Here is a 23,601-nt window from a genome sequence, read left to right as displayed (position 1 = left end):
CTGGCCTTTATATTGATTCGTCGTCACGATGGAAATGACCATGTTAAAACAAGGGAAATCTGTGCTCGTTTTGCTGGCACTGTTGATGGGCCTCGCTGGCTGTTCCTCTGTGCCAGAGAGTGCAGGGGAAACGTCTGAAACCACTTCGGACCAAACAAGCTACAATGGCGATCCGTTTGAGTCGTTCAATCGCTCAATGTGGACACTGAACTACGAATATCTCGATCCCTATTTAGTGAGACCCGTTTCATTAGCGTATGTGGAATATACGCCCACCCCCGTTCGCTCAGGCATTGCCAACTTTTTTTCCAACCTGGATGAGCCATCCAGTGTGGTGAATAACCTTTTAATGGGCAACGGCGAGAAAGCGGTCAATCACTTTAACCGTTTTTGGATAAACTCGACCTTTGGCCTGCTTGGCTTAATCGACATTGCTTCAGCTGCGGGGATCAATAAAAACGACAATAAGTCTTTTAGTGATGCAGCAGGGCACTATGGTGTTGGCAATGGCCCCTATTTGATGATCCCGGGTTATGGTCCTTATACCGTGAGGGAAGTCACTGATACGGTGGATGGTCTCTATGTGCCACTCGTTTATCTCAACTTTTGGGCGAGTTTAGGTAAATGGGCTTTTGAAGGGATGGAAACGCGCGCGCTGCTCGTTTCTCAAGAAGCTCAGCTGGATACGTCGCCCGATCCGTATGCTCTGACGCGAGAAGTCTACTTACAACGCCAAGCGTTTAAAGCGGAAATCTCGGTGGATGATGAGATTGACGAGCAAGAAGAAGATCTGCTCGATGAATATCTCGCCGAAGATTTCTAAACGGAAAAATGGCCTTGTTGATACCAAGGCCCTTTGTTTATCTGACTCTGTTCAAGGAACTGCCGCTTAGAAGCGGTAACTTGCCTGAACACCAACGAGCCAAACATTGCCAGAAACTTCGCCTTCGAAAGCGCCGCCGACTAACTGTGCTTTGTCGTCCGATTCATAGCCGCGTGACTCTTTGATCTTGGCATCTTTGGCGAAGATATAAGTAAAGCCCGCGTCTAGGGTTAAGTCGTCGGTGAGTAGATAGCTTGCACCGATGCTCAGCCAAGTACGATCCGTTTCTGGGATGGTAATGGTGCGGTTTTTATCGCTCACCGCAGAGGTGTCGTAAGCCACACCCGTGCGCAGTGCAAGTTTGGTGTCCCACTGGTAAGTCGCACCCAGCGCGAAGCGATAGTTGTCTTCCCAGTTTTCGACTTTGACAGTACTTGAAGAGCCGTCAACTAAATCAGCTTGGAGCTTCTCAAATGAACTCCAATCGGTCCAGTTGATGCTGGTATGCACAGCTAGTTTTTCATCAAGCTGATGAACACTGGAGAGTTCTGCAGTCGCAGGAAGAGATAAGTTCATGCTTCCTTTCATATAAAAATCGCGGGTATCACCAGGGATTTTATTGAAACCAAAACCTTCTGCATGGCCAGTTAATTTAAGTTTTACTTCTGACTTGTAAGCAAAACCTACCCGGTGATCTTTATTCACTTGCCAAGTTGAGCCTAGCTGCCATCCCCACTCAGTATCATCACCCTCCATATATTTTATGGTTTTACCTTGAGGCTGCTGCAGGATATTAACTGCGGGTGTTTTAGCACCAAAGCTACCTTCGCCTACGATGTAGCGAATGCCTCCGCCTACGCTGATTTCTTCATTTAGACGCAAGGCTAGATTTAAGTTTGCCTCTTTGGTGATCACGCTTGCTTCGTTCCCAAAGTGAGAAGCAGAGAAGTTGTTCCCCAAATCGGTTTCCATGCCATAGTTGGTACCCAGAGCAAAACCAATAGCTAGCTGGTCGTTATAGCGATGAGAAATGTATAAGTTTGGAATGATGGCATCGTGTGCAAAGTCATCTGATTTCGATTCAGTAGTGTAGATGACATTACCACTCTGAGGGTTTGATAGAGACGTGGAACCTTTTACATCAATATTCGGATTCACATAAATCGCACCGACAGAGATCTGTGTACCCTTGAGGTAAGTCAACATAGCAGGATTGCGCCACTGCGCGCCTGCGTTGTCGGCCATCGCAGCTTCGCCAGCATACGCACGCCCTAAGCCAGTTGCGGAGTACTCGGCCAATTGGAAGCCTGCCGCGTGAGCTTGATGGATAGAAGTGAGCAGGCTAAAAGCGACCGCCGTGGAGAGGAGAGTCTTGTTGGTTTTCATTATTGTTCGCTGAATTTGTGAATAGGTAGGCAAGAATTTTAAAGATAGAGTAATTGCTTTAGAAATGAGATTCTGCAATAACGCAGTATTTGGAGTTTTTATCTATAAAATTGAAATTATTAGCCTGATAAACTGTTTAATATTGTGGTGTCTTTTGATTTCAGCGAACACCCGTGTTATAAAATCGCGGTTACAGCACACAGTTGTGCACTCAAATTGGTGTATTTTTTGCGATAGAAAAGCAAAAAGAGCTGGAAAACCAGCTCTTTATAGTTCATGACAAAGTGGTACTTTGCTTAGAAAGTGCGGCTGTACTGTAAGCCAAAGAGAATGGCGTCCGCACGGGTGGTTGCTGTTAGTGGGGTTCCTGCAGAACTTTCTGTCACTTTCACATCATCACCAATTAAATAAGTGAAGCCAAGATCAATATTTGATTTAGCATCGATATTGTAGGTAAAGCCTGTAGATAGCCATTGACGATCTGAATCAGGTACCGAGATTGATGTTAAAGAATCCTGTGCACTGGTGTCGTACATGTAGCCTGCACGCAAAGTCCACTCGTTGTTTAAGTAGTAGGTGCCGCCAATAGAGTAGTGCCAGCCATCTTGCCAGTTGTAAGCTTTATCATAGCTAGAACCTAAGATCGAGTTTTTGAGATTGCGGAACTCTATCTTATCGAAGTCGCCCCAACCGATGTACTGAATCGAGTAGTGAACGGCAAATTGAGTGTCTTCAATTTTGTGGTAGCCGGAGAACTCTGCCATATCAGGAAGTGGCAATGTGATTTTCTGGCCTTTATCATCTTCCGCTTCCATTTCAGGGCTATAGCGGTAAGAGAAACCAAAACGATTATTTTCGTCCAGCTCATAAACGGTGCCTAGGTTAAAACCGACCGCCCATCCCTCGGCTTTATCTACGTTTAACAGGGCGGTATTCAGAGGCACTCCCCCAACGGTCATACCTTTACCTGAATAACGTTTCATTGTCCCTTGACCGTAAATAATATCCAGGCCAGCCCCAAGGCTCCATTGGTTGTTAATGCGATATGACGCGGCAAAACCGAAATTTGCGCTTTTAACGTCTGTTAATCCACCGTATTCCGCCGCTGGATAATTGTCTGAAAATTCGGTTTTAGTACCAAAATTAGAGTATGCATTAATACCTACAGCGAATTTCTCGTTAATCGGATAAATAAAATGGATATTCGGAGCAATTGAAGTGTCACCGATGTCATCTGTATCCGACACAGGAATTGCACCGCCCAAATATTTAGCATCTTTAACTTCAATCATTGTTGTAATGCTTTCAAAACCAAGCGATAGCGCTTTTTCATCAAACAGCGCCATAGCCGCAGGGTTACGTGCCATCACGGCTGCATTATCGGCGATAACTGCATCACCCGCAAAAGCACGGCCGATGCCTGTGGCTGATTGGGCGTTAAGTTGGAAACCTGCTGCTAAGGTTTGGCCTGAAGCAAGGGCGACTGTCACTGCGAGGAGAGACTTTTTAAACAGACGCGTGTTGTTAGTCATTGTATTTTCCTTTGAATAAGCGCCTCTAATGGGCGTTGTGTTTGAGCTTTTGCTCAGTACGCCGAGATCCTATGCTGAAGCATAGCGAATACAAATCCGACCATTGGCTAAAAAGGCGCGAAAATTTAATAAATGGAGTCTATCTGACAGGATTTGGATGGTAAGTGGTGGGAAATAGAGTTATAACTCTATTTATCAATTGGTGGTGTGAATTTTAAGTTGCTTTGATATAAATAAAAGCCGCTACTTCGACGAAGTTGGCGGCTTTTCTCATCACAAAGCGCGACTAAGGCATAGGCTTAATCATTGGTGCCAGTTTGTTTGCCAACTGAGTGACATCTTCTCCTTGCTCGCCGACCAAAATCAGACTGCTATTTCCGACGGCTTTCACCATACCGGACAGACCGGACGCGGAAAAATCGCCAGTCGCTTGTGGCGGGATATTCGTAAGAAAAAGTGTCACTTTCCCCTGTTTCCCTTGAAAGACCATATGCAGAGCATTGGATTGGCCAAAGCCGCAATGGTTCAAGTAGTAAACATGGTATGGAAAGCGTTCATCAAACTGATAAGAAAAAGGTGACAATTTGGCATTAATCTGCTCCGAAGAGACTTGTTCATCTAATTGATTAACAAAGGCACTTTCGGCAATTACATGCTGAACGGCGGTCTCTGCAAGGCTCGCCTGTGCTGAAGGAACCAGTAAGTTACCCCAGTTAAGTTGGCCAAATAGTAAGCCCGCAGTAAAGGCAAAAGAAGCGGCCATTGCCATTGCTTTTTTACCAAAGGTAGGGCGAACAACATTTTCTTGCGAAGCCAGCGAAGATTGAGCAAACAAGATTTTATCGACCAAATCATCGGGAACTGAGACGTTCATAGATTGCTTAATCTGACTATCAAGATCAAGTACATCATCCAGAAATTTGCTGTTGTTTTCACTGCTTGTCAGGGCGCTACGCATCTCTTCATCAAGCTGTTTAGGATCCGACAAAATACGGCGACGGAATTCTAAATCATCCATTTTTTTGCCCCCTTTGAGTTTTGTCCGAATCTAACAGTTCTTTGAGTTGATTTCGGGCACGGAATAGACGAGTCATGACCGTGTTGTTGTTTAAATCTAAGATCTCGCCGATCTCGTCGCCGCTAAATCCTCCAACGACTTGGAGAAAAAGAGGTTCACGATATTCAACGTCCAATTTCATAATTTGCGCTTGTAGCCATTCGTTTTGGTGGTGGGCATCGTCGTTAACACGAGCCTCGCTACTGTAATCTTCGATGTCTACTAACTCAAATTGTTTACGTTCGAAGCGGCGCGCGTTCTCCCTTCTCAAAATGGTAATTAACCAGGATTTCGCTGCCTTTTCATCCAGTAGGCTATCAAGAGATTTCCACGCTCGTAAGCAGGTTTCCTGTACTAGGTCTTCTGCGATGGTTTGGTCTTTGCACAACCAGTAAGCGTAGCGGTATAAATCTCGGTGATAAGCTCGAACTAGAGCTTCATATTTTCTTTGTTTGTCCATGTCAGGATTGACCGGGACATCCGACTTTTTCTTTCCGAAAAAATGAAAAATTGCCACAAGAGCCTCCATTCTTGCTCGGAGTGGGATAAGCGCATTGATATAAAAAATGAGTCTTATCAATTTTATAAATCTAGCAAGTGCGACCGGAGTGTAACGCAATTACTGACCTTTTGGATACTAAAGGCATAGCGGGTTTGTCAGATTTATTCAAACAAACCAGTTGTTGCATGATTTGCTAGAAAAAGGCATTTAGATGATGAAGATCAGAGAAAGCCGATAATCGTGGTTTCAAATGCGCTTAACAGTGTGAAAATCGAGATAAAATTGATCTAATTCAAATTTCATTGCAGCAAACTGGCTATAGTAAACCCTGTCATCTAGTTAATCCTCTGGGTTAACGTGTTGAGCAAGATGACACTTCCTTTTGAAGGCTGACTTTACTTTCTCCTAATCAGGAAACTGATTATTTCAATTGGCGTAAGTTAATTGTTTTATACCAATTCCAACCACACAAATCTGTGTGGTTTTTTTTTGCCTGCGGTTAACCTATCTCTCTTTTGTTTCTGCTAACGTAATGAAATTTAGCCATTTCTTAGAAATGACACCTGCAATAGATCTACAAACCTCACGTTTATTTAAACGCATGTTTGATAAATTTAACAAACTGATTACAATGCATCAGGTCAGACCTCTTGTTTTTAAGGAGAAATAATGAGCAAGCAGGAAGTGAAAACACGCCAAGGCGAGCGTGTTGCTATCGTCGCAGGGTTAAGAACCCCGTTCGCTCGTCAAAGCACAGAGTTTAGTCAGGTCCCGGCTGTTGATCTGGGCAAAATGGTGGTAAGCGAAATGCTTGCTCGCACCGACATCGATGCAAAACTGATTGAACAAGTGGTGTTTGGTCAAGTGGTACAGATGCCGGAAGCGCCAAACATCGCGCGTGAGATCGTGTTAGGTACAGGTATGCACGTAAATACCGATGCTTATAGCGTGACACGTGCGTGCGCAACCAGCTTCCAAGCTGCAGTAAACGTGGCGGAAAGTATTATGGCTGGCAGTATTGATATTGGTATTGCCGGCGGGGCAGATTCATCGTCTGTGTTGCCAATTGGGGTGTCGAAAAAGCTTGCAGCCAATTTGCTTGCTTTAAGCAAAACCAAAACGCTGGGACAAAAGCTGAGTATTCTCAAAACGCTCAGTCTGAAAGATTTGATGCCTGTACCGCCAGCGGTCGCCGAGTACTCTACAGGTCTCTCTATGGGGCAAACTGCGGAGCAAATGGCGAAGACTCACGGTATTTCGCGTGCTGAGCAAGATGCGCTGGCCCATCGCTCTCACACCCTCGCGGCAAAAGCGTGGAAAGAGGGGAAAATTCAAGGTGAGGTGATGGCTGCGTTTCCAGAGCCTTACAAGAAGTGGATTGCCGAAGACAATAATATCCGCCACGACTCTACCTTAGAAAGCTACGCGAAGCTGCGTCCGGCTTTTGATCGCCAGTATGGCAGCGTCACCGCAGCCAACAGTACGCCGTTAACCGATGGTGCAGCCGCAGTGCTGCTGATGCGTGAAGGTAAAGCCAAAGAGCTGGGAATGGAAATTCTCGGGTATCTGCGTGGTTATGCTTTCTCTGCTATCGGCGTGGAAACCGACATGTTGATGGGGCCAACATACGCCACCGCTAAAGTACTCGCCAACACCGGGCTGGAACTGTCGGATCTCACTTTGATTGATATGCACGAAGCGTTTGCTGCGCAAGCGCTGGCCAACGTGAAGATGTTTGCTTCAGATAAGTTTGCTCAAGAAAACCTCGGTCGCAGCAAAGCGATTGGTGAGATCGATATGGATAAATTCAACGTCCTCGGTGGCTCTCTTGCTTACGGACACCCATTTGCGGCAACCGGGGCACGTATGATGACGCAAACCTTGCGCGAGTTAAAACGTCGCGGTGGCGGTTTGGCCCTTAATACCGCTTGTGCGGCCGGTGGTTTAGGTGCAGCGATGATTCTGGAGGTTGAATAATGAGCGAGCAAAAAGCGTTTAGTCTAAAGATTGATGAACAGAACATCGCGTGGTTAGCGATTGATGTCCCTAATGAAAAAATGAACACCCTGCAAGCGGCGTTTGCCGATGAGATGACGGAAATTTTCGCTCAGCTCAAAGACAGCAGTGGGGTGAAAGGGCTGATTGTTCATTCGCTCAAGCCAGATAACTTTGTTGCTGGTGCCGATGTTCGTATGTTGGAAGCGTGTAAAAGTGCAGCGGAGGCTGAGTCTTTAGCCAGTCAAGGGCAAACTTTGTTCCAGCAGCTATCCGAACTTCCTTATCCTGTGGTGGCCGCGATTCATGGCCCATGCTTGGGCGGTGGACTCGAGTTAGCGCTGGCTTGTGATTATCGCGTTTGTACCGACGCTGATGCCACTCGCCTTGGTTTGCCTGAAGTTCAGCTTGGTTTGTTGCCGGGCTCTGGTGGTACGCAGCGTTTGCCACGCCTGATTGGCCTTTTGCCTTCACTCGATCTGATTCTGACAGGCAAGCAGTTGCGCGCGCAAAAAGCGAAAAAGTTAGGCGTTGTTGATGCGTGTGTACCAGCTACCATTTTACTTAATGTAGCGAAACAGTTCATCGACAAAGGCAAGCGCAGCACGAAGCAGAAAGTGACCACCAAAGAGAAGATTCTCTCTGGTAGCAGTCTTGGCCGTAAGTTTGTTTTTGAACAAGCAGCGAAAAAGACCAACGAAAAAACACGCGGCAACTACCCGGCAACGGTCGCTATTTTGGACGTGATCCAACACGGTCTAGAGAAAGGCATGAAGCAAGGGTTGGAACTTGAAGCGAAACGCTTTGGCGAGCTGGTGATGAGCCCGGAGTCAAAAGCACTGCGTTCTATTTTCTTCGCGACGACGGAAATGAAAAAAGAGCATGGTAGCGATGCGAAACCTGGCAAAGTCTCCATGGTCGGCGTGCTTGGCGGCGGTTTGATGGGGGCTGGCATTAGCCATGTCAGCGTGGCGAAAGCGAAAGTGCCAGTGCGAATCAAAGATGTCAGCAACGACGGTGTGCTGAATGCACTGAAGTACAACTACAAGTTGTTCGACAAACAGCGCAAACGTCGCATTCTCTCTAAAGCTCAGTTGCAAGCGAAAATGCTGCAACTTAGTGGCGGCACTGATTTCACTAGTTTCAATCATCTTGATGTCGTGATCGAAGCCGTTTTTGAAGATCTGGCTCTGAAGCAACAAATGGTGGCGGACATTGAAGCGAATGCGAAAGCGGAAACGATTTTTGCAACCAATACCTCTTCTCTGCCAATCCACAAAATCGCCGAAAAAGCGGCACGTCCAGAAAACATCGTCGGCTTGCACTATTTCAGTCCGGTAGAAAAAATGCCGCTGGTGGAAGTGATCCCGCACGAAACCACGTCACAAGAGACGATTGCTACTGTGGTTGCTTTAGCGAAAAAGCAAGGCAAAACCCCCATTGTGGTAAAAGACAAAGCGGGTTTCTATGTTAACCGGATTTTGGCGCCTTACATGAATGAGGCGGCACACATTCTACTGGCCAATGAACCGATTGATACCGTCGATAGCGCGCTGCTCGATTTTGGTTTCCCTGTGGGTCCGATTACTTTGTTGGATGAAGTGGGCGTGGATATCGGCGCGAAGATCATACCAATTTTGGTCAATGAGCTCGGTGAGCGTTTCCGTGGCCCGGATGTCTTTGATACGCTGCTCAATGATGGCCGTAAAGGGCGTAAGAGTGGCAAAGGCTTCTACACTTACAAAGGGAAGAAGAAAGAAGTTGATAAGTCGGTTTACAAACTGCTGAAACTCAAGCCAGAACCGAAATTGAGTGAGAATGACATTGCATTGCGCTGCGTGTTACCAATGCTCAATGAAGCGGTGCGCTGTCTTGATGATGGCATTATTCGCTCACCACGCGACGGTGATATCGGTGCGATTTTTGGTATCGGTTTCCCTCCATTCCTTGGTGGTCCTTTCCGCTATATGGATCAGTTTGGTCTGAAAGAGCTGGTTGAGAAGATGAATCAGTTTGCGGAAAAATATGGTGACCGTTTCGCGCCTTGCGACGGCTTGTTGACGCGAGCGGGGGAAGGGCGTCGTTTTTACGACAACTAAATCGGGCGTATTTAAGACTAAAAAAGAAGGCTGACCTTGGTCAGCCTTCTTCATTGTAAGTGATTTTACCTCTAGGCAGTTTGGGCGGTAGACGCTCTCACTAGCCAAGCCCACAATCTTTTGGCCGAAGCTGAAACTCTTCAATCGAACCTATCTCTTGGCCCAAGTGGATTTTCGGCTCGTCGGCATGAGCTATTCCTTGCGTGTGCATCACTAAACGATTGGCTGTACGTGGTTTTAATTCATTGACTACAAAGCGGATCATGTCGGCGCGAGTCAGCACTTTCAGCTCTTCCAACACCTTCTCCCTTTGATTAAAGTCGGTGTCTTTGTTGCCTATCGCGACCCAAAAGCGTTGTGCACGGTTGCGCAAGGTGTTGTCTGGTGTCGAAATTTGATTCCAAAGCCCCCGCTTGCTGCTGTGCCATTGGTACTCGTTCAGCTCAAGCAGCACCATATAAAATGCGTTGAGAAATTCATCAATTGAACGTACCAACTCGGCTGGCGCAGCGTTTGGTGACTGGACGTAGAGCACAATTCCGGGATGTTTATTCAGCGGCATATTCCCTGTGCCGACCATGTAACCGAGCTGCTGTTTGGTGCGAATTTCGTGGAAGAACGCCGCTGACATCAAATGGTTAGCCAGTGAATAGAGTGCAATGCTGCGTGGTGAAGTGTCTTCGCACTGATGGTAGATAACCACCGCAGAATCTTGCTGATTGCAGGGCACTTCACGTTGGAAACTGCCGTTTGAGCCCAGCATCACCAAAGGACGAAGGGACTCTTCGTATCGTTGTTCTTTAACGCGCAGGGCATTTTTCAATGTCGTGGCCATGTCATGAGCCTGCTGGCGTTGCCAATCCCCATAAACAAACATCTCAACATAGAGCTCTGCGAGAATTGCATCGACAAAACTCGCCAGTTCATCGACCTCGATCTCCTCCAGCGCTTCAACCAGTGCGGCATAAGGTGGATTGTTGGGCTGCAAGATGCCAGTCATCGCATTAAACAACTGCGAAATGGGCCTATCTTGGGCAGAATTACGCCAGCTACGTAGCAACTGTTTTTTGATATTGCTAAAACGCATTGGGTTAAAATTGCGTTCTGCAAAGCGAATTAGGATCATCTCCAGCAGTTGTGGCAGTTTTTCGGAGAAACCGGACAGAGTAAGCGTAACGCCACCTTGGTGGGCATACATGTTGTAGCCCATTCCCGCGATTTCCGCTTGGTAGGTCTCTTGTGCAAGAGAATCGAGAAACATTTCAACGCATAAACGTGTTTTGACGATATTGCGTGCAGACGAAACAGAATGAGGGCTGTCAATAGCCACATACACCACACCTTTTGGCACAAGAAATTCGCTGTCTTGCAAATGCCATAGACGAAAGCCGTCTAAATCTTCGATCAGTTCCGGCAGCGTTCCATTTGCCTCTAACGGGCGAGGATCTAAATTGTAACAGATGAACGGGTTGGGCTCAGGTAGGGCGAAGCCCCATCCCGGTTCAATCTCGGTAAATCGCTGTTTTTGCTCACCACTAAAGGGAGTAACCGAGTAAGGCGTGTGGTACCAAGACGCATACTTCTGCGCCTCAAAGCCTTTGCTAATCAGAGTAATACGCAGGTTATCGACGGTGAAATATTGCAATAAAGAGCGTTGCAACGCCTCATCGTAACCGGCCATTTTATAGTCGCCATAAATGGTATCCTGCGGCAGATAGTGCTGCATGTTGATCACCAGATGGCTGACCATATCCAGCGGGCGAGAGGGTTCTTGAAAGCGGAAGGCCGATTCTAACACCGCTTGCTTCTCTTTATAGCGCCACTCTTGTAAGCCTTCGAGCTTAATCATTGAAATATATTGGAAAACAGCTTGTACGATATCTTCGTAGTGCTGCATTCCTTCTTTAGTCAGCGTGCAACTGATGGTGAAATCGCGATAGTTGCTGCCACTGGCACCGCCGCCCGCTGACAGCGACGTGATCCAGTTTCTGTTTTTCAGTTGCAGCATTAGGCTGCCTTCACCCTCGTAGCCCAATAAGTGCGCGAAGTAGGAAAGCGGTTTAATGGAGTAGTACTGATCCATGCCGGGCAGAGGAAAGGTGAGCACCAGTTTACGGATCTCTTTGATGGGTTCGACCCGCACGGTAATCGCAGTGCTGTTTTCGTCGCAGATGGGTTCATCAATCGATTTTCCGTGCAGATGTCGATTAACAATCGCACAGAACATCTCTTCCACCCAAGCTTGTTGCTCATCCAAGCTTTGAGGACCGTAGAGCGTCAATGTCATTAGGTCGGCCGAATAGGTGGACTGATAGAAATCCACAATCTCTTGGCGGATTGAGACGCCATCGCGATCGCCCAGTGTTTGCAGATTGCCAACCGAAAACTTAGCGAACGGATGTCGCGGGTTGACCACCTCTTTGCTGACTTGGTAGAGGCGGCGCGAATCGTCGTTGAGCTTCAGACGATACTCAGATTCAACCGCTTGGCGCTCTTTGTCCAAGGACTCTTCATTAAACAGCGGCGCGATAAAAAATTGGCTGAAACGATCGAGCGATTTTTCGAAAGCAGACGGGCTGACATCAAAGAAAAAACAGGTGTGTTCTGTGCCCGTCCAGGCGTTATTGCTCCCACCATGTTGAGTGATATAATTCTGAAATTCCCCGACCTTGGGATACTTTTGGGTACCAAGAAACAGCATATGTTCCAAGTAGTGCGCAAGGCCCTCGCGTTCCAGTGGATCATCAAAATGGCCCACATTGACCGCCAGCGCAGCCGCCGATTTTTGGGCATCTTCGGAGTGGATCAGCAAAACTCGCAACTGATTTTCGAGAGTCAAGTAGCGGTAGTGATGAGTATCATTTGGGCTTAGATGCACGGTGCGTCTCCGAAATGGTCATTATGGTAAGTATGAACCTCAAACAAGTGGGTGCAAATTCTGCATGACATTTTGGATGCTAAATATCGATGCCGATAACGCTTTGCATTAATGTTTTTAATAGATTGTTAAGAAAGTCGGAGTCTTTGGCAAGCTAATTGATATAATTAATAGGCTGATTATCGAGTCTACCGAGCTAAGAATTCGCCGTTGCGACGAAAAAGTTGATTAAGCAATATTAAAAAGCGGATCGAAAAATGCAGTATTCTTGCCGAGTTTCCTTATTGAGTGATGAGCCTAATACGGGCCTTGTCATCAAGGTTACTGGGCGATAACTCTTATCCTGTATTCAGTCCAAGGATATTACATGAAAGTATTTATTATGCGTCATGGTGAAGCGGAACATTTCGCGGAAAGTGATGCGCAGCGTGCATTAACCAGTCGTGGGCGTTTGGAGTCGGATGTGGTGGCTATGGCATGCGCTGAGCAAGGTTTCACCCACTTCGACAAAGTGTTGGTTAGTCCTTACTTACGTGCTCAGCAAACTTGGCAAGCGATTAGTCACCATTTTGACGCCAAAACTGTACAAACCTGCGAGGACATCACGCCATACGGTCACGCTGATCAGGTGTTTGATTACTTGTGTGCGTTGATTGAAGTCGAAAAACCACAACATGTTCTGCTGGTTTCGCATCTGCCTTTGGTGGGGTATTTGACCGCCGAGTTTGTTAAAGATATGCCAGCGCCCATGTTCCCGACCTCTGGCATGGTGTGTATCGATTTCGATCCGCAAACCGCTCGTGGCGAAATCTGTTTTAACCTCAAAGCGTAAACTCATCAGCAGGCGAAAGCCTGCTGTAAGCGCTGCACTGATTGGTGATTATTTTTCAGGAATCGAGAGCAGTACCAGCAATGCGCCATCACCGCCAAATTCCAAGGGCGCTTGGTGAAATGCCAGCACATCTGGATGCTGCGCAAGCCAAAGAGGGGTTTTCTGTTTAAGGATGTGTTTACCAATGCCGTGTTGCACACACGCACAGTGCACTTCGTTTTTCACACAATAGGCGATCATCGCCCCCAGTTCGCGCTTGGCTTCTTGTTGGGTCATGCCATGCATATCCAAAAAGACATCGGGGACGTATACGCCGCGCCTTAGCCGTTTTACCTCGTAAGTTGAGATGCCATCGCGAGCATAACGCGTTGGGCCCTCTTCACTGAGAAGCGGGACAAACTCGTCAGAAAAATAGAACTCTGCGTCGCTGGCTTCCCGGCTCACACGCTTGATTTCTTTTTGTTTAGTGTTTCTGTTTGGTTGCTGGATTATGGTATCCTGACGCAACTTTTTTACGCCCTGTACTGCTTCCCGGAATATCGAGAGATCGTCATCAAGGTCGTTGTCTTTGTTACTCATGGGGTTAACACTGAATTCGTACATCATTGGCAGTATTGTAGCGCTTTTCGGAGGCAATTTTGGATAAGATTTTTGTAGAAGAAGCGGTTTCTGAGCTTCATACCCTTCAAGATATGATTCGTTGGACAGTCAGCCGCTTCAATGCAGCCAACCTGTTTTATGGCCACGGCACAGACAATGCGTGGGATGAAGCCGTTCAGCTGATTCTACCAACCCTTTATTTACCGATTGATGTGCCTCCGCATGTGCTTAATTCACGCCTAACCAGCAGCGAGCGCCTGCGTATTGTTGAGCGCGTTATCAAACGCATTAACGAACGCACACCGACGGCTTATCTCACCAACAAAGCGTGGTTCTGTGGCCTAGAGTTTTTTGTTGATGAGCGCGTTCTGGTGCCTCGTTCGCCAATCGGCGAGCTTATCCAAGCGCAGTTCCAGCCTTGGTTGATTGAAGAACCTACGCGCATTATGGACCTTTGCACGGGTAGTGGCTGCATTGCGATTGCTTGCGCCCACGCCTTCCCAGATGCCGAAGTGGATGCTATTGATATCTCCGTTGACGCACTTGCGGTTGCCGAGCAGAACATCCAAGACCACGGCATGGAGCAGCAAGTGTTCCCAATCCGTTCGGATCTGTTCCGTGATCTGCCAAAAGAGAAATACGACCTGATCGTGACCAATCCACCGTATGTTGATCAAGAAGACATGAACAGCCTACCGCGTGAATTTACCCACGAGCCGGAACTGGGATTGGCGGCAGGAACGGACGGCCTGAAACTGGTACGCCGCATTTTAGCCAATGCGCCAGATTATCTCACCGAGCAAGGTATTCTGATTTGTGAAGTGGGCAACTCCATGGTGCACATGATGGAGCAGTACCAACACATTCCATTTACGTGGATTGAATTTGAAAATGGCGGCCACGGTGTCTTTATGCTGACCCGTGATCAGTTGGTTGAGCACGCGGAAGATTTCCGTCTGTACAAAGACTGATCCCACATCATGCCGTCAGACTGTTTGCGCCAGCTTTTAAAGCTGGCGTTTTTATTGCGACAAAATGGCAAAATTGATCTCTTTTAGGGGTTTACTTCAAATCGCAATAGCGCCACTATGAATTCACGAAGAATTGTAATGTATAGCCTGGTTTACAGCGCTAGCAAAATTTGAGGAAGTAATGGCAGGAAACAGTATCGGACAACATTTCCGAGTGACCACGTTCGGAGAAAGTCACGGTATCGCACTGGGATGTATCGTTGACGGATGTCCCCCAGGATTAGAAATTAGCGAAGCAGATATCCAAATCGATTTGGATCGTCGCCGTCCTGGCACATCACGCTATACCACCCAACGACGTGAACCGGACGAAGTGAAAATTCTCTCTGGTGTGTTTGAAGGCAAAACGACGGGCACTTCCATTGGTCTTCTGATTGAGAACACCGATCAGCGTTCGAAAGATTACTCAGACATTCAGAACAAGTTTCGTCCCGGGCATGCGGATTATACCTACCATCAGAAATACGGCATTCGTGATTATCGCGGTGGCGGCCGTTCGTCTGCGCGTGAAACTGCAATGCGAGTTGCGGCAGGCGCCATTGCCAAAAAGTACCTTAAACAGGAGTTTGGCGTAGAGATTCGTGCTTATCTGTCGCAAATGGGTGATATCGAGATCGAGAAAGTGGATTGGAACGAAATCGAAAACAACCCCTTTTTCTGCCCTGATGTCGACAAAGTTGAAGCTTATGACCAACTGATCCGCGACTTGAAAAAAGAGGGTGACTCGATTGGTGCCAAGATCCAAGTGGTAGCAACCAATGTCCCTGTCGGTTTAGGTGAACCAGTGTTTGATCGCCTCGATGCCGATATTGCCCACGCGTTGATGAGCATTAACGCGGTGAAGGGGGTTGAGATTGGCGATGGTTTTGCCGTGGTGAGCCAAAAAGGTAGCCAACATCGCGATACGTTGTCGCCACAAGGCTTTGGCAGCAACCATGCGGGCGGCATTCTTGGTGGTATTTCGACTGGGCAAGCGATTGTGGCCAATATTGCACTCAAACCAACCTCAAGCATTACCGTGCCGGGCGATACCATCAACGTGCAGGGCGAGCCGACCCAGTTGATCACTAAAGGTCGCCACGATCCTTGTGTGGGAATACGCGCCGTGCCAATCGCCGAAGCGATGCTAGCGATAGTGGTGATGGATCATCTGCTGCGTCACCGCGGTCAGAATCACGGTGTGACCACGGCGACACCAAAGATTTAGTTTTCACCGGTCAGTCTGGGAGGAAGTCGTTTCGCTAGCTCCTCCCAGATGACGGTCGCAGCTCGGCTGCGGCTAGAGCGCCCAATGCATAATAGCTGAATGGGTTCTTGCTTAGCCGGAACATAGTCATTCAACACCTCAATTAATTCCCCATTCTGTAACCAAGGCTGCAATAAGGTGAGATCGGCATAAATAATGCCGTGATCTAGTCGTGCTAAATCCACCATACTTCGTACGTCGTCAGTCGTCAGAGTGGATGACACCTCAACCGAAGTAACCGTATTTTGATCTTTTTCCTGAAAAGCCCAGTGATCGTGCGTGCTGCTGGACGTTTTAAAAATAATGCACTGATGCTGCGCCAGTTGTTTAGGGTGTGTTGGCCGTCCCCAAAGGCTCAAATAGTGAGGACTTGCAGCGAAACAGCGCTGCTTGTGACCAATAATTTTCGCCACTTGTTGAGAATCTGGCAGGTGCCCGACGCGAATAGCAATATCAATATTTTGAGCGATGAGGTCGGTAAAGCTGTCATCGAAACTCAGTTGTATGGTGATGTTGGGATATAACGCGCGCAGTGCTTTGATCTCAGGTATCAGCGCTTGCTGGCCGAACAAGGTTGCACTGCTGATTCTAACCGTTCCCGATGGTGTCGTTTGAGCACTGTCGAGCAGCGAATCTATCTCTGTCAGTAAAGTCGGTAAGCCGTGACTGAGACTGAGCAGCTCCTCGCCTAGCTCAGTGAGCCTTAGCTGTCGTGTTGTGCGATGCAAAACGGGTTGCCCCAAAAGCGCTTCCAGTTGCATGATTTTTTTACTAACGGAGGAGCGAGGGAGATGGAGCTGCTTAGCGGCTTGTTGAAAACTGCCTTGCTCAATCACTTGATGCAACAAAGGGAGTAAGCTCAATATACGTTGGTTGATGGACATAATTTCTATCCTGGAAACACTGTTGTGGCTTATTGGTGCCTTATTGGCATCTATAAAAACGCATATTCTTCTCTTTGTCTACACAAGGAGTTGTTATGAAACAAAAAACGTATTTGGTCACGGGCGGTAGTGCGGGGATCGGTCTTGCAACGACTAAGACGCTATTAGCGCAAGGTAACCGTGTCATTATTACTGGAAGAAACAAAGAGAAGCTGGCCAGTGTGGCGCAATCGCTCTCCGGCGATCTGCACTGGCTGGTGGCTGACAGCGGAAAACTGTCTGATCTTCAGGCGCTGGGCAGCATGCTGCAACAGGAAAACTGGCACTTGGATGGCGTGGTCTTGAACGCTGGAGTGTACCAGCCAAATGTGGTAGGCGAGTCGACCGAAGAAGCGTTTGACTACACCTTTGATATCAATGTTAAAGGGACTTTCTTTACCATTCAGTCACTGCTCCCTGTGCTGAAAAAAGGATCAAGCTTGGTGGTGATTTCCAGTTTGGTGGTGGAGAAAGCGTTTGCCAAATCGAGCTTTTACATGGCCAGTAAATCTGCATTAGAAGGGCTGATTGCTGGATTAAGTCTGGATCTGGCGGATAGAAATATTCGCATCAACTCGATTCAACCTGGGGTGACTGCTACAGAAATTCAAGGAAAATCGGGGATGGACGAGGCGCAGATTAATGAATTACATCAATGGATGTCATCCACTCCGCTTGGGCGCATTTTAGTGCCGGAGGATATTGTGCCGTCGATCTGTTTTCTACTAGGTGACGGTTCCGTCGGGATGCGGCATGCTAAGTTGTTGATTGATGCAGGAATGAATCTTTAAGCGAAAGAGAAACCCACCAGCAGGTGGGTTTCTTTTGCGACTAATGCACGGAAGATTCGGCATCAAGGTGAAACGAAGGCAGACGCCATTTAAAACGCACTGCCGCCATGCGCAGCAGATAGCCAGTAATCAAGGTAATTATGGTTGCGGTGACATCGGGGATGTTGAACTCCAGTAACAGCAGATAGAGGCCAGAGGCGATTAACGCAACAGAGGCATAGAGCTCTTCATGCAGCACCAAGGGTGTTTGACGACAGATCAAATCGCGCAGCAGGCCACCAAAAACGCCAGTCACTAACGCCGAGACCATACAAATTCCGGGGTGCAGGCCCATCCCTATGGCAACTTTAGTACCGATGATGCTAAAAACGATCAGCCCAAGCGCATCTAAGCGGATAAATAGCCCCTTGAGTTTAATGACCCACTTTGCCAGCCCAGTGGTTAAGATCCCCGCCACGCAAGTAATGGCAAGAAATTCCGGGTTCTTTACCCAGCCGAGTGGGTAGTGGCCGAGCAGAATGTCCCGCACTGTGCCCCCGCCAATTGCTGTTGCACTTGCAACCAACATCACCCCAAACCAATCCATTTTTCTGCGTCCGGCGCTCAAAGCACCTGTCATCGCTTCTGCCGTGATGCCGATGACATATAAAACACTCAATAACATGGTGGAACACTCGTAAAACCCGTGGCATTTTGTTTATACAACGGAGGGAATATAAAAATAAGGCGAGAGTGTAGAGGGAAAGAGTGTCAGTGACGAATGAGAAATTGTAAGGGAAAGCGACGCTTCAAATAAGCACAACTAATAACGCCAACGGTTTACCTGCTGAGTAAAAAAAGCGACAATGCCGCGCTTATAAACCGGGGGATGAGAGCAGAGTATGACTCACAACTATCAAGATCTGATTGAGATTTTTAACCAGACTTTTTTTGCTGACTACAATACTAAGCTGGAGCTGGGCGGCGATGAGCCAATCTATTTACCCGCTGATAGCCAAATTCCCTACCACCGCATCATTTTCGCCCGTGGCTTTTATGCTTCTGCTTTGCATGAGATCGCGCATTGGTGCGTCGCCGGGCCAGAACGTCGTTTGTTGGAAGACTTTGGCTACTGGTATGAACCGGATGGACGGACCGCCGAAGTGCAGGCGGCATTTGAGCAAGTGGAAGTGCGCCCGCAAGCCTACGAGTGGATTCTGGCGCTCAGTGCTGGCTTCCCTTTTAATGTCAGTTGTGACAATCTACACGGCGATTTCGAGCCAGACAGGCTTGGTTTTATGCACAAAGTGCACGCGCAGGTGATGGCCATTTTGCAAGCAGGATTGCCTGTGCGCGTTAAGATGCTTTCTGACGCTCTACGCGCGTTTTATGCCATCAAGCCGCTGGAAGCGACCGATTTTATCGTTAAATAACCCAAGAGATTGCCATGATTATTGAATTTGAAGAAAAGCTACTGGAACTGATTGATGCGCGTATTGAAAGCGCGTCAGACGACGAACTGTTTGCTGGTGGTTATCTCCGTGGTCACATCTCCCTTTCAGCCGCTTCTTGCGAAGATGAGGGTATTGACGACCTTGCTGAACTAAAAAAGCGCATTCAACAGAGTTTGGATGACGCACGCAGCGAATTGACACCAGCGGATCGTGTGATCGTAAGTGACTTGTGGCAAGCGCTGCAAGCGAACATCTAGCGCTCAACTTTTATTCGAATCATTCGAACCTTTCCGTAAAATTTTTGTGGTTGTAGCCACATTGTCCCACTTATATGATGTTTCACACATAACGGGAACAAGGATTACAACCATGAAAATTGTCGCTTTTGCCGCTTCAACCAGCTCGACCTCAATCAACAAACAACTCGCCACCTACGCCGCGCAGCAAGTGGAAGGTGCAGAGATTACTGTACTCGACATCAACAACTACAACGTGCCCATGTTTAGTGAAGACAAAGAGAAAGAGATTGGCCAAGCAGAAGGGGCGCAGGCTTTTCTGCGTGATTTGTCGCAAGCAGACGCTATCGTTGTCTCGTATGCAGAGCACAATGGTTACTACCCTGCGGCTTATAAGAATTTGTTTGATTGGGCAACACGTATCGATCGTTCAGTATTTCAGAACAAGCCTGTCGTTTACTTAGCGACTTCGCCCGGTGCGGGCGGTGCGCAAAGCGTACTGGCTGCGGCCATTGGTTCGGCGCCGTATTTTGGCGCGCAGGTTAAAGCCTCGCTTTCCGTGCCCAATTTTTACGACAACTTTGATGTCAGCACCGGCGAGTTCAAAAACGCGGAGTGGGCAGAGAAAGTCAAGCAAGCGGTACAAGCGCTGCGCTGATCGCCTAGAAATCTAATAGCCTAAAAAAGTGCCTCGTTTCATACGAGGCATTTTTTGTATTTAAAGCTAAGTATTTAAAGCTAATTAATTAAAGCTCAGTGATAGCTTTGCCTTTGCGAAGCTTGCGCACCCACATGCGGCTTGGGTGCAGACTTTCAAGTACATCCGTTGGCAACGGGATAGGGTCGCCGCAGATTTGTGATGCCAGCACCTCAGCCATCAGTGGCGCAGAGCTTAGGCCGCGTGAACCAAGCCCGAGCAGACAAAAGAGATTCGGGTAATGGTGGATTGGCGTGACCTCCGCATCCTCTTTTCCTTGCAGATCCTGATATTGCGCTTTGATCTCTTGTAAATCGCCGACATTGCCGACAAAAGGCAGATGATCCCGGCTCACGCAGCGAATGCCTTGGCGTGATGAGTTGCCCGAGGTATCCACTTGTTGCGGCCAAGCTTGGTTGGGAACACACTTGACCAGCCTTTCGCCATTCTCTTTTTGCGCGATTGGGTCAAATTGAGTATCGAGCTGTAACCGATCGTAGCTTGCGCCAATACAGTGTTCTTGGTTAGTGGGGTTGTGCGGGGTTAAATAGCCGTCATAACACAGCACCGAATGGAGTTGGCGCAGATCGTCAGTTGTCGGGACGTGGCTCACCTGACCTTTTACTTGGCCAAGCGGCAGATCCGCTGTTTGAGTAAAGGTTTGGAATTGGTGACCATTGGCAACGACCACGACCGCGTGCTCAAATTGTTCAGCATGGCTGCCAAGTTGCCAAACCTGACGGCTCTCAAGCCAGCTTAGCGACTCAATATGTTGGTTGAAATGGGCAGTGAAGAGCGAGTTTTGTTGCAACTGTGCAATCAAACCTTGGGTCAGCTGCGCTGGGCATAACCAACCGCCAAGTGGATAGTGCACTGACGCCATGTCGATTGGCAAACCGATAGTCTGTGCGGTTTGCTCGGGCGAAAGTGTGCTTACCAACTGCGGGTCAAAATTTCCCTCCAGCATGTTAGCCAGTTTCTTTTTGCTCTTGTCATCCCACATCAGTTGAGTAACGCCACACCAATCGTGGTCAAAACAGATTTGCTCTGCGGCTTGTTCAATAAACTGACGAGCGAAAAGAAACGCGGGGGCAAACACGCGTGACACGCCAGTGTGTGAGCCGTTAAGTAGCGGATAGACGGCACCTTGACGATTGCCCGAAGCGCCTTCGGCTGCTTGCGCCTCTTGGCAATATAAAGTCACCTTTTGCCCGCGCTGAACCAGTGCTTTGGCCAGTGTGGCGCTGGCGATACCGCCGCCGATGATGGCAATGTCGCCCGTTTGACTTGCGCCAACGCGCTCAAACCAAGGCAAATGGCTGGTGTGTGGTTTTTTTGCTTCCAAGGCGCCCGCAATCATTTCGCGTTTGGTGCCAAAACCTTTGACCTTTTTCATCGCGAAGCCAGCTTCGATAAGGCCACGACGTACAAAGCCAGCTGAGGTAAACGTCGCCACGCGGCAATCTTGCTTGGCGAGTTTCGCCATGTTGTTAAACAAGGTTTGATTCCACATTTCTGGGTTTTTGCTCGGGGCAAACCCATCGAGAAACCATGTGTCAATCAGGCCGCTTTCTGCGTGCGGTACCAGCGGCATGCACTCTTTAATGTCGCCAAGCCACAGATCCAGTGTCACCGCACCGTCGTCTAAAATGATGCGATGACATTCCGGCACCGCAATCGGGTAGTGGCGATGTAGTTTTTCGGCAAACTCCGCCAGTTCAGGCCATGCTTGATGGGCTTTGATTAAATCGGCTTTGCTCAGTGGGTATTTCTCAAAGCTGATAAAGTGCAGCTCTTTGAGGGCCGCGTCAGGATTGGCTTGGCGAAACTGGCTAAAATACTGCCAAACTGCGAGAAAATTGAGCCCAGTACCAAAACCGGTTTCTCCAATCACGAAACGTCTTTGGTCAAATTCCTGCCATCTTTGTGGGATAAGGTTTTGCTGGAGAAACACATAGCGCGTTTCTTCAAGGCCATTGACGTTGGAGAAGTAGACATCGTCGAATTGGTCGGAAACTGGCGTACCAACTTCGTTCCATCCCAGTTGGGCATTGGTAATGATGGTCATAAATTTACTGTCATTGTGTGATTTGGCGCGGTTAGGATGCAGGGATTGTACGAATTTCTGGGAAAGCTGACCACTTTTGTTAAGCTTCTTGGTTATTATCTAGCGGATTTTGAATTATAGGAATGTCACATGAAACGAGTCGTAATCACCGGTATGGGTATTGTTTCAAGTATCGGTAACAACGTCGAAGAAGTTTTGGCGTCGTTAAAGGCAGGTCAATCTGGTATCACTGCGTCTGAGCAGTTTAAAGAGAAAGGCTTGCGTTCCCAAGTTTGGGGTGATCTGAAAATTAACCCTGCTGACCATATTGATCGCAAACAGATGCGCTTTATGGGTGACGCGGCAGCTTATGCTTATCTTTCTATGGAGCAGGCGATTGCGGATGCAGGCCTGACAGAAGAGCAAGTTTCTAACGACCGTACAGGTATCGTTGCTGGTTCTGGTGGTGCATCGTCACTTAACCAAGCGATCGCGGTTGACACTCTGCGCGAAAAAGGCGTGAAGCGTATTGGTCCTTACATGGTGCCACGTACTATGTCTTCCACGGTTTCAGCGTGTTTGGCGACCCCATTTAAGATTCGCGGTGTGAACTACACCATGAGTTCAGCCTGTGCGACTTCAGCACACTGTATTGGCCACGCTGCAGAGCTTATCCAACTTGGCAAACAAGATATCGTGTTTGCAGGTGGTGGTGAAGAGCTTGATTGGACATTAACCATGATGTTCGATGCGATGGGCGCACTTTCGACCAAGTACAACGAAACGCCAGATAAAGCGTCTCGTACTTACGATGCGGACCGCGATGGCTTCGTTATCTCTGGTGGTGGCGGCATGTTGGTTGTCGAAGAGCTGGAACACGCCCTAGCACGTGGCGCGAAAATTTACGGCGAGATCGTCGGTTACGGCGCGACTTCTGATGGTTACGACATGGTGGCCCCATCCGGTGAAGGCGCAGTGCGTTGTATGAAGATGGCGATGCAAGATGTGGATCGCATCGATTACATCAATACCCACGGCACTTCAACGCCAGTGGGCGATGTCAAAGAGCTTGGTGCGATTCAAGAGATTTTCTCGGCCAACAGCCCGGCGATTTCAGCGACTAAAGCCATGACCGGCCATGCACTTGGCGCAGCAGGTGTGCATGAAGCGATCTATTCAACCTTGATGTTGCACCACAACTTTATCGCACCAAGCATCAATATCGAAAACCTAGACGCTGCGGCTGAAGGCCTTGATATTGTGACTGAAATGCGTGAAGCAGAATTGAATACAGTGATGTCGAACAGCTTTGGTTTCGGTGGTACCAATGCGACTTTGGTGATTAAAAAATACCAAGGTTAATGGCAAAGCTCAGCCGTGTTGCATCGCAGCACGGTTACCAGTTTCCAGAGCTTGATCAGTACCACTGATCGAACAGACGCAGACTCTGTCCCATGGAGAGCGGGACGGGATCCTTTTGTTCTGGAATTTTA

Annotated in this window: 20 protein-coding genes; 11 read left to right on the top strand and 9 right to left on the bottom strand. The window is 48.1% G+C overall.

Annotated features, from left to right (window positions below):
- The first annotated feature begins 40 nt into the window (after nucleotides 1–40).
- Nucleotides 41–823: an MlaA family lipoprotein gene (locus EWA64_RS04415; protein ID WP_139045611.1), complete on the top strand. Its 783-nt coding sequence runs from the start codon at nucleotides 41–43 to the stop codon at nucleotides 821–823.
- A gap of 66 nt (nucleotides 824–889) precedes the next feature.
- On the opposite strand, the gene EWA64_RS04410 is transcribed toward EWA64_RS04415, so the two are convergent.
- From EWA64_RS04410 to EWA64_RS04395, 4 genes are all read right to left on the bottom strand, one after another.
- Nucleotides 890–2,209, bottom strand: a complete 1,320-nt coding sequence (locus EWA64_RS04410; protein WP_061893379.1) for an outer membrane protein transport protein — start codon at nucleotides 2,207–2,209, stop codon at nucleotides 890–892.
- Between the two features lie 296 nt (nucleotides 2,210–2,505).
- Nucleotides 2,506–3,741 (bottom strand): outer membrane protein transport protein, encoded by a 1,236-nt coding sequence (locus tag EWA64_RS04405; protein WP_061893378.1) that lies wholly within the window; start codon nucleotides 3,739–3,741, stop codon nucleotides 2,506–2,508.
- A 286-nt stretch (nucleotides 3,742–4,027) separates the two neighbouring features.
- Nucleotides 4,028–4,759 (bottom strand): DUF3379 family protein, encoded by a 732-nt coding sequence (locus EWA64_RS04400; RefSeq protein WP_039465423.1) that lies wholly within the window; start codon nucleotides 4,757–4,759, stop codon nucleotides 4,028–4,030.
- Nucleotides 4,752–5,327: a sigma-70 family RNA polymerase sigma factor gene (locus EWA64_RS04395; protein WP_039465425.1), complete on the bottom strand. Its 576-nt coding sequence runs from the start codon at nucleotides 5,325–5,327 to the stop codon at nucleotides 4,752–4,754. Before EWA64_RS04395 ends, EWA64_RS04400 begins: the two co-directional genes overlap by 8 nt.
- Nucleotides 5,328–5,969: 642 nt before the next feature.
- Here EWA64_RS04395 and fadI point away from each other — a divergent pair.
- Together fadI and fadJ are read left to right on the top strand one after the other, a co-directional pair.
- The gene (gene fadI, locus EWA64_RS04390; protein ID WP_039465427.1) at nucleotides 5,970–7,277 is read left to right on the top strand and encodes an acetyl-CoA C-acyltransferase FadI; all 1,308 of its coding nucleotides are present in this window, start codon (nucleotides 5,970–5,972) and stop codon (nucleotides 7,275–7,277) included.
- The gene (gene fadJ, locus EWA64_RS04385) at nucleotides 7,277–9,394 is read left to right on the top strand and encodes a fatty acid oxidation complex subunit alpha FadJ (protein ID WP_039465428.1); all 2,118 of its coding nucleotides are present in this window, start codon (nucleotides 7,277–7,279) and stop codon (nucleotides 9,392–9,394) included. Before fadI ends, fadJ begins: the two co-directional genes overlap by 1 nt.
- Before the next feature lie 100 nt (nucleotides 9,395–9,494).
- Here fadJ and EWA64_RS04380 read toward each other — a convergent pair whose 3' ends face one another.
- The gene (locus tag EWA64_RS04380; protein WP_061893377.1) at nucleotides 9,495–12,272 is read right to left on the bottom strand and encodes an insulinase family protein; all 2,778 of its coding nucleotides are present in this window, start codon (nucleotides 12,270–12,272) and stop codon (nucleotides 9,495–9,497) included.
- Nucleotides 12,273–12,639: 367 nt separating this feature from the next.
- Between EWA64_RS04380 and sixA the strand changes: the two genes are divergently transcribed.
- Nucleotides 12,640–13,104 (top strand): phosphohistidine phosphatase SixA, encoded by a 465-nt coding sequence (gene sixA, locus EWA64_RS04375; RefSeq protein ID WP_039437728.1) that lies wholly within the window; start codon nucleotides 12,640–12,642, stop codon nucleotides 13,102–13,104.
- Between the two features lie 48 nt (nucleotides 13,105–13,152).
- On the opposite strand, the gene smrB is transcribed toward sixA, so the two are convergent.
- Complete coding sequence (smrB, locus tag EWA64_RS04370; RefSeq protein WP_039430105.1) at nucleotides 13,153–13,683, bottom strand: endonuclease SmrB; 531 nt, start codon at nucleotides 13,681–13,683, stop codon at nucleotides 13,153–13,155.
- 59 nt (nucleotides 13,684–13,742) lie between these two features.
- Here smrB and prmB point away from each other — a divergent pair, with 59 nt between their 5' ends.
- Both prmB and aroC read left to right on the top strand, forming a co-directional pair.
- A complete protein-coding gene (gene prmB, locus EWA64_RS04365) occupies nucleotides 13,743–14,675 on the top strand; it encodes a 50S ribosomal protein L3 N(5)-glutamine methyltransferase (RefSeq protein WP_039440026.1) in 933 nt (310 codons plus the stop codon).
- A 181-nt stretch (nucleotides 14,676–14,856) separates the two neighbouring features.
- Complete coding sequence (aroC, locus tag EWA64_RS04360) at nucleotides 14,857–15,942, top strand: chorismate synthase (RefSeq protein WP_061893376.1); 1,086 nt, start codon at nucleotides 14,857–14,859, stop codon at nucleotides 15,940–15,942.
- Here aroC and EWA64_RS04355 read toward each other — a convergent pair.
- Entirely contained in the window at nucleotides 15,939–16,865 is a 927-nt protein-coding gene (locus EWA64_RS04355) for a LysR family transcriptional regulator (protein WP_061893375.1), read from the bottom strand. The two genes, aroC and EWA64_RS04355, sit on opposite strands and share 4 nt — an antisense overlap.
- 95 nt (nucleotides 16,866–16,960) lie before the next feature.
- On the opposite strand from EWA64_RS04355, the gene EWA64_RS04350 reads away from it, so the two are divergent.
- Nucleotides 16,961–17,695, top strand: coding sequence for an SDR family NAD(P)-dependent oxidoreductase (locus EWA64_RS04350; protein ID WP_061893374.1), 735 nt, complete (start codon nucleotides 16,961–16,963; stop codon nucleotides 17,693–17,695).
- A 40-nt stretch (nucleotides 17,696–17,735) separates the two neighbouring features.
- Here the strand turns inward: EWA64_RS04350 and EWA64_RS04345 are convergent, their stop codons facing one another.
- Entirely contained in the window at nucleotides 17,736–18,359 is a 624-nt protein-coding gene (locus EWA64_RS04345) for a trimeric intracellular cation channel family protein (RefSeq protein WP_061893373.1), read from the bottom strand.
- A 217-nt stretch (nucleotides 18,360–18,576) separates the two neighbouring features.
- On the opposite strand from EWA64_RS04345, the gene EWA64_RS04340 reads away from it, so the two are divergent.
- The 3 genes from EWA64_RS04340 (at nucleotide 18,577) to EWA64_RS04330 (ending at nucleotide 20,022) form a co-directional block, all read left to right on the top strand.
- Entirely contained in the window at nucleotides 18,577–19,107 is a 531-nt protein-coding gene (locus tag EWA64_RS04340; protein ID WP_061893372.1) for an elongation factor P hydroxylase, read from the top strand.
- A gap of 14 nt (nucleotides 19,108–19,121) precedes the next feature.
- The gene (locus tag EWA64_RS04335) at nucleotides 19,122–19,385 is read left to right on the top strand and encodes a YfcL family protein (protein WP_039430093.1); all 264 of its coding nucleotides are present in this window, start codon (nucleotides 19,122–19,124) and stop codon (nucleotides 19,383–19,385) included.
- 112 nt (nucleotides 19,386–19,497) lie between these two features.
- On the top strand, nucleotides 19,498–20,022 hold the full coding sequence (locus tag EWA64_RS04330; protein WP_061893371.1) for an NADPH-dependent FMN reductase: 525 nt from the start codon (nucleotides 19,498–19,500) through the stop codon (nucleotides 20,020–20,022).
- An 88-nt stretch (nucleotides 20,023–20,110) separates the two neighbouring features.
- On the opposite strand, the gene mnmC is transcribed toward EWA64_RS04330, so the two are convergent.
- Nucleotides 20,111–22,129 (bottom strand): bifunctional tRNA (5-methylaminomethyl-2-thiouridine)(34)-methyltransferase MnmC2/FAD-dependent 5-carboxymethylaminomethyl-2-thiouridine(34) oxidoreductase MnmC1, encoded by a 2,019-nt coding sequence (mnmC, locus tag EWA64_RS04325; protein ID WP_061893370.1) that lies wholly within the window; start codon nucleotides 22,127–22,129, stop codon nucleotides 20,111–20,113.
- A gap of 129 nt (nucleotides 22,130–22,258) precedes the next feature.
- On the opposite strand from mnmC, the gene fabB reads away from it, so the two are divergent.
- Nucleotides 22,259–23,470 (top strand): beta-ketoacyl-ACP synthase I, encoded by a 1,212-nt coding sequence (gene fabB, locus EWA64_RS04320; protein ID WP_061893369.1) that lies wholly within the window; start codon nucleotides 22,259–22,261, stop codon nucleotides 23,468–23,470.
- The last annotated feature ends 131 nt before the right edge of the window (nucleotides 23,471–23,601 follow it).

The sequence above is a fragment of the Vibrio cidicii genome (assembly GCF_009665415.1).
GTDB classification, from domain to species: Bacteria; Pseudomonadota; Gammaproteobacteria; order Enterobacterales; family Vibrionaceae; genus Vibrio; species Vibrio cidicii.
This window is presented reverse-complemented; position numbering and strand designations above follow the sequence as displayed.

Coding starts and splice junctions, on each gene's coding strand:
- aroC (WP_061893376.1), top strand. CDS start 14,857: ATGGCAGGAAACAGTATCGGACAACATTTCCGAGTGACCACGTTCGGA.
- EWA64_RS04400 (WP_039465423.1), bottom strand. CDS start 4,759: ATGGATGATTTAGAATTCCGTCGCCGTATTTTGTCGGATCCTAAACAG.
- EWA64_RS04415 (WP_139045611.1), top strand. CDS start 41: ATGTTAAAACAAGGGAAATCTGTGCTCGTTTTGCTGGCACTGTTGATG.
- smrB (WP_039430105.1), bottom strand. CDS start 13,683: ATGAGTAACAAAGACAACGACCTTGATGACGATCTCTCGATATTCCGG.
- mnmC (WP_061893370.1), bottom strand. CDS start 22,129: ATGACCATCATTACCAATGCCCAACTGGGATGGAACGAAGTTGGTACG.
- EWA64_RS04395 (WP_039465425.1), bottom strand. CDS start 5,327: ATGGAGGCTCTTGTGGCAATTTTTCATTTTTTCGGAAAGAAAAAGTCG.
- fadI (WP_039465427.1), top strand. CDS start 5,970: ATGAGCAAGCAGGAAGTGAAAACACGCCAAGGCGAGCGTGTTGCTATC.
- fabB (WP_061893369.1), top strand. CDS start 22,259: ATGAAACGAGTCGTAATCACCGGTATGGGTATTGTTTCAAGTATCGGT.
- EWA64_RS04335 (WP_039430093.1), top strand. CDS start 19,122: ATGATTATTGAATTTGAAGAAAAGCTACTGGAACTGATTGATGCGCGT.
- EWA64_RS04410 (WP_061893379.1), bottom strand. CDS start 2,209: ATGAAAACCAACAAGACTCTCCTCTCCACGGCGGTCGCTTTTAGCCTG.
- EWA64_RS04355 (WP_061893375.1), bottom strand. CDS start 16,865: ATGTCCATCAACCAACGTATATTGAGCTTACTCCCTTTGTTGCATCAA.
- EWA64_RS04405 (WP_061893378.1), bottom strand. CDS start 3,741: ATGACTAACAACACGCGTCTGTTTAAAAAGTCTCTCCTCGCAGTGACA.
- sixA (WP_039437728.1), top strand. CDS start 12,640: ATGAAAGTATTTATTATGCGTCATGGTGAAGCGGAACATTTCGCGGAA.
- fadJ (WP_039465428.1), top strand. CDS start 7,277: ATGAGCGAGCAAAAAGCGTTTAGTCTAAAGATTGATGAACAGAACATC.
- EWA64_RS04330 (WP_061893371.1), top strand. CDS start 19,498: ATGAAAATTGTCGCTTTTGCCGCTTCAACCAGCTCGACCTCAATCAAC.
- EWA64_RS04340 (WP_061893372.1), top strand. CDS start 18,577: ATGACTCACAACTATCAAGATCTGATTGAGATTTTTAACCAGACTTTT.
- EWA64_RS04350 (WP_061893374.1), top strand. CDS start 16,961: ATGAAACAAAAAACGTATTTGGTCACGGGCGGTAGTGCGGGGATCGGT.
- EWA64_RS04345 (WP_061893373.1), bottom strand. CDS start 18,359: ATGTTATTGAGTGTTTTATATGTCATCGGCATCACGGCAGAAGCGATG.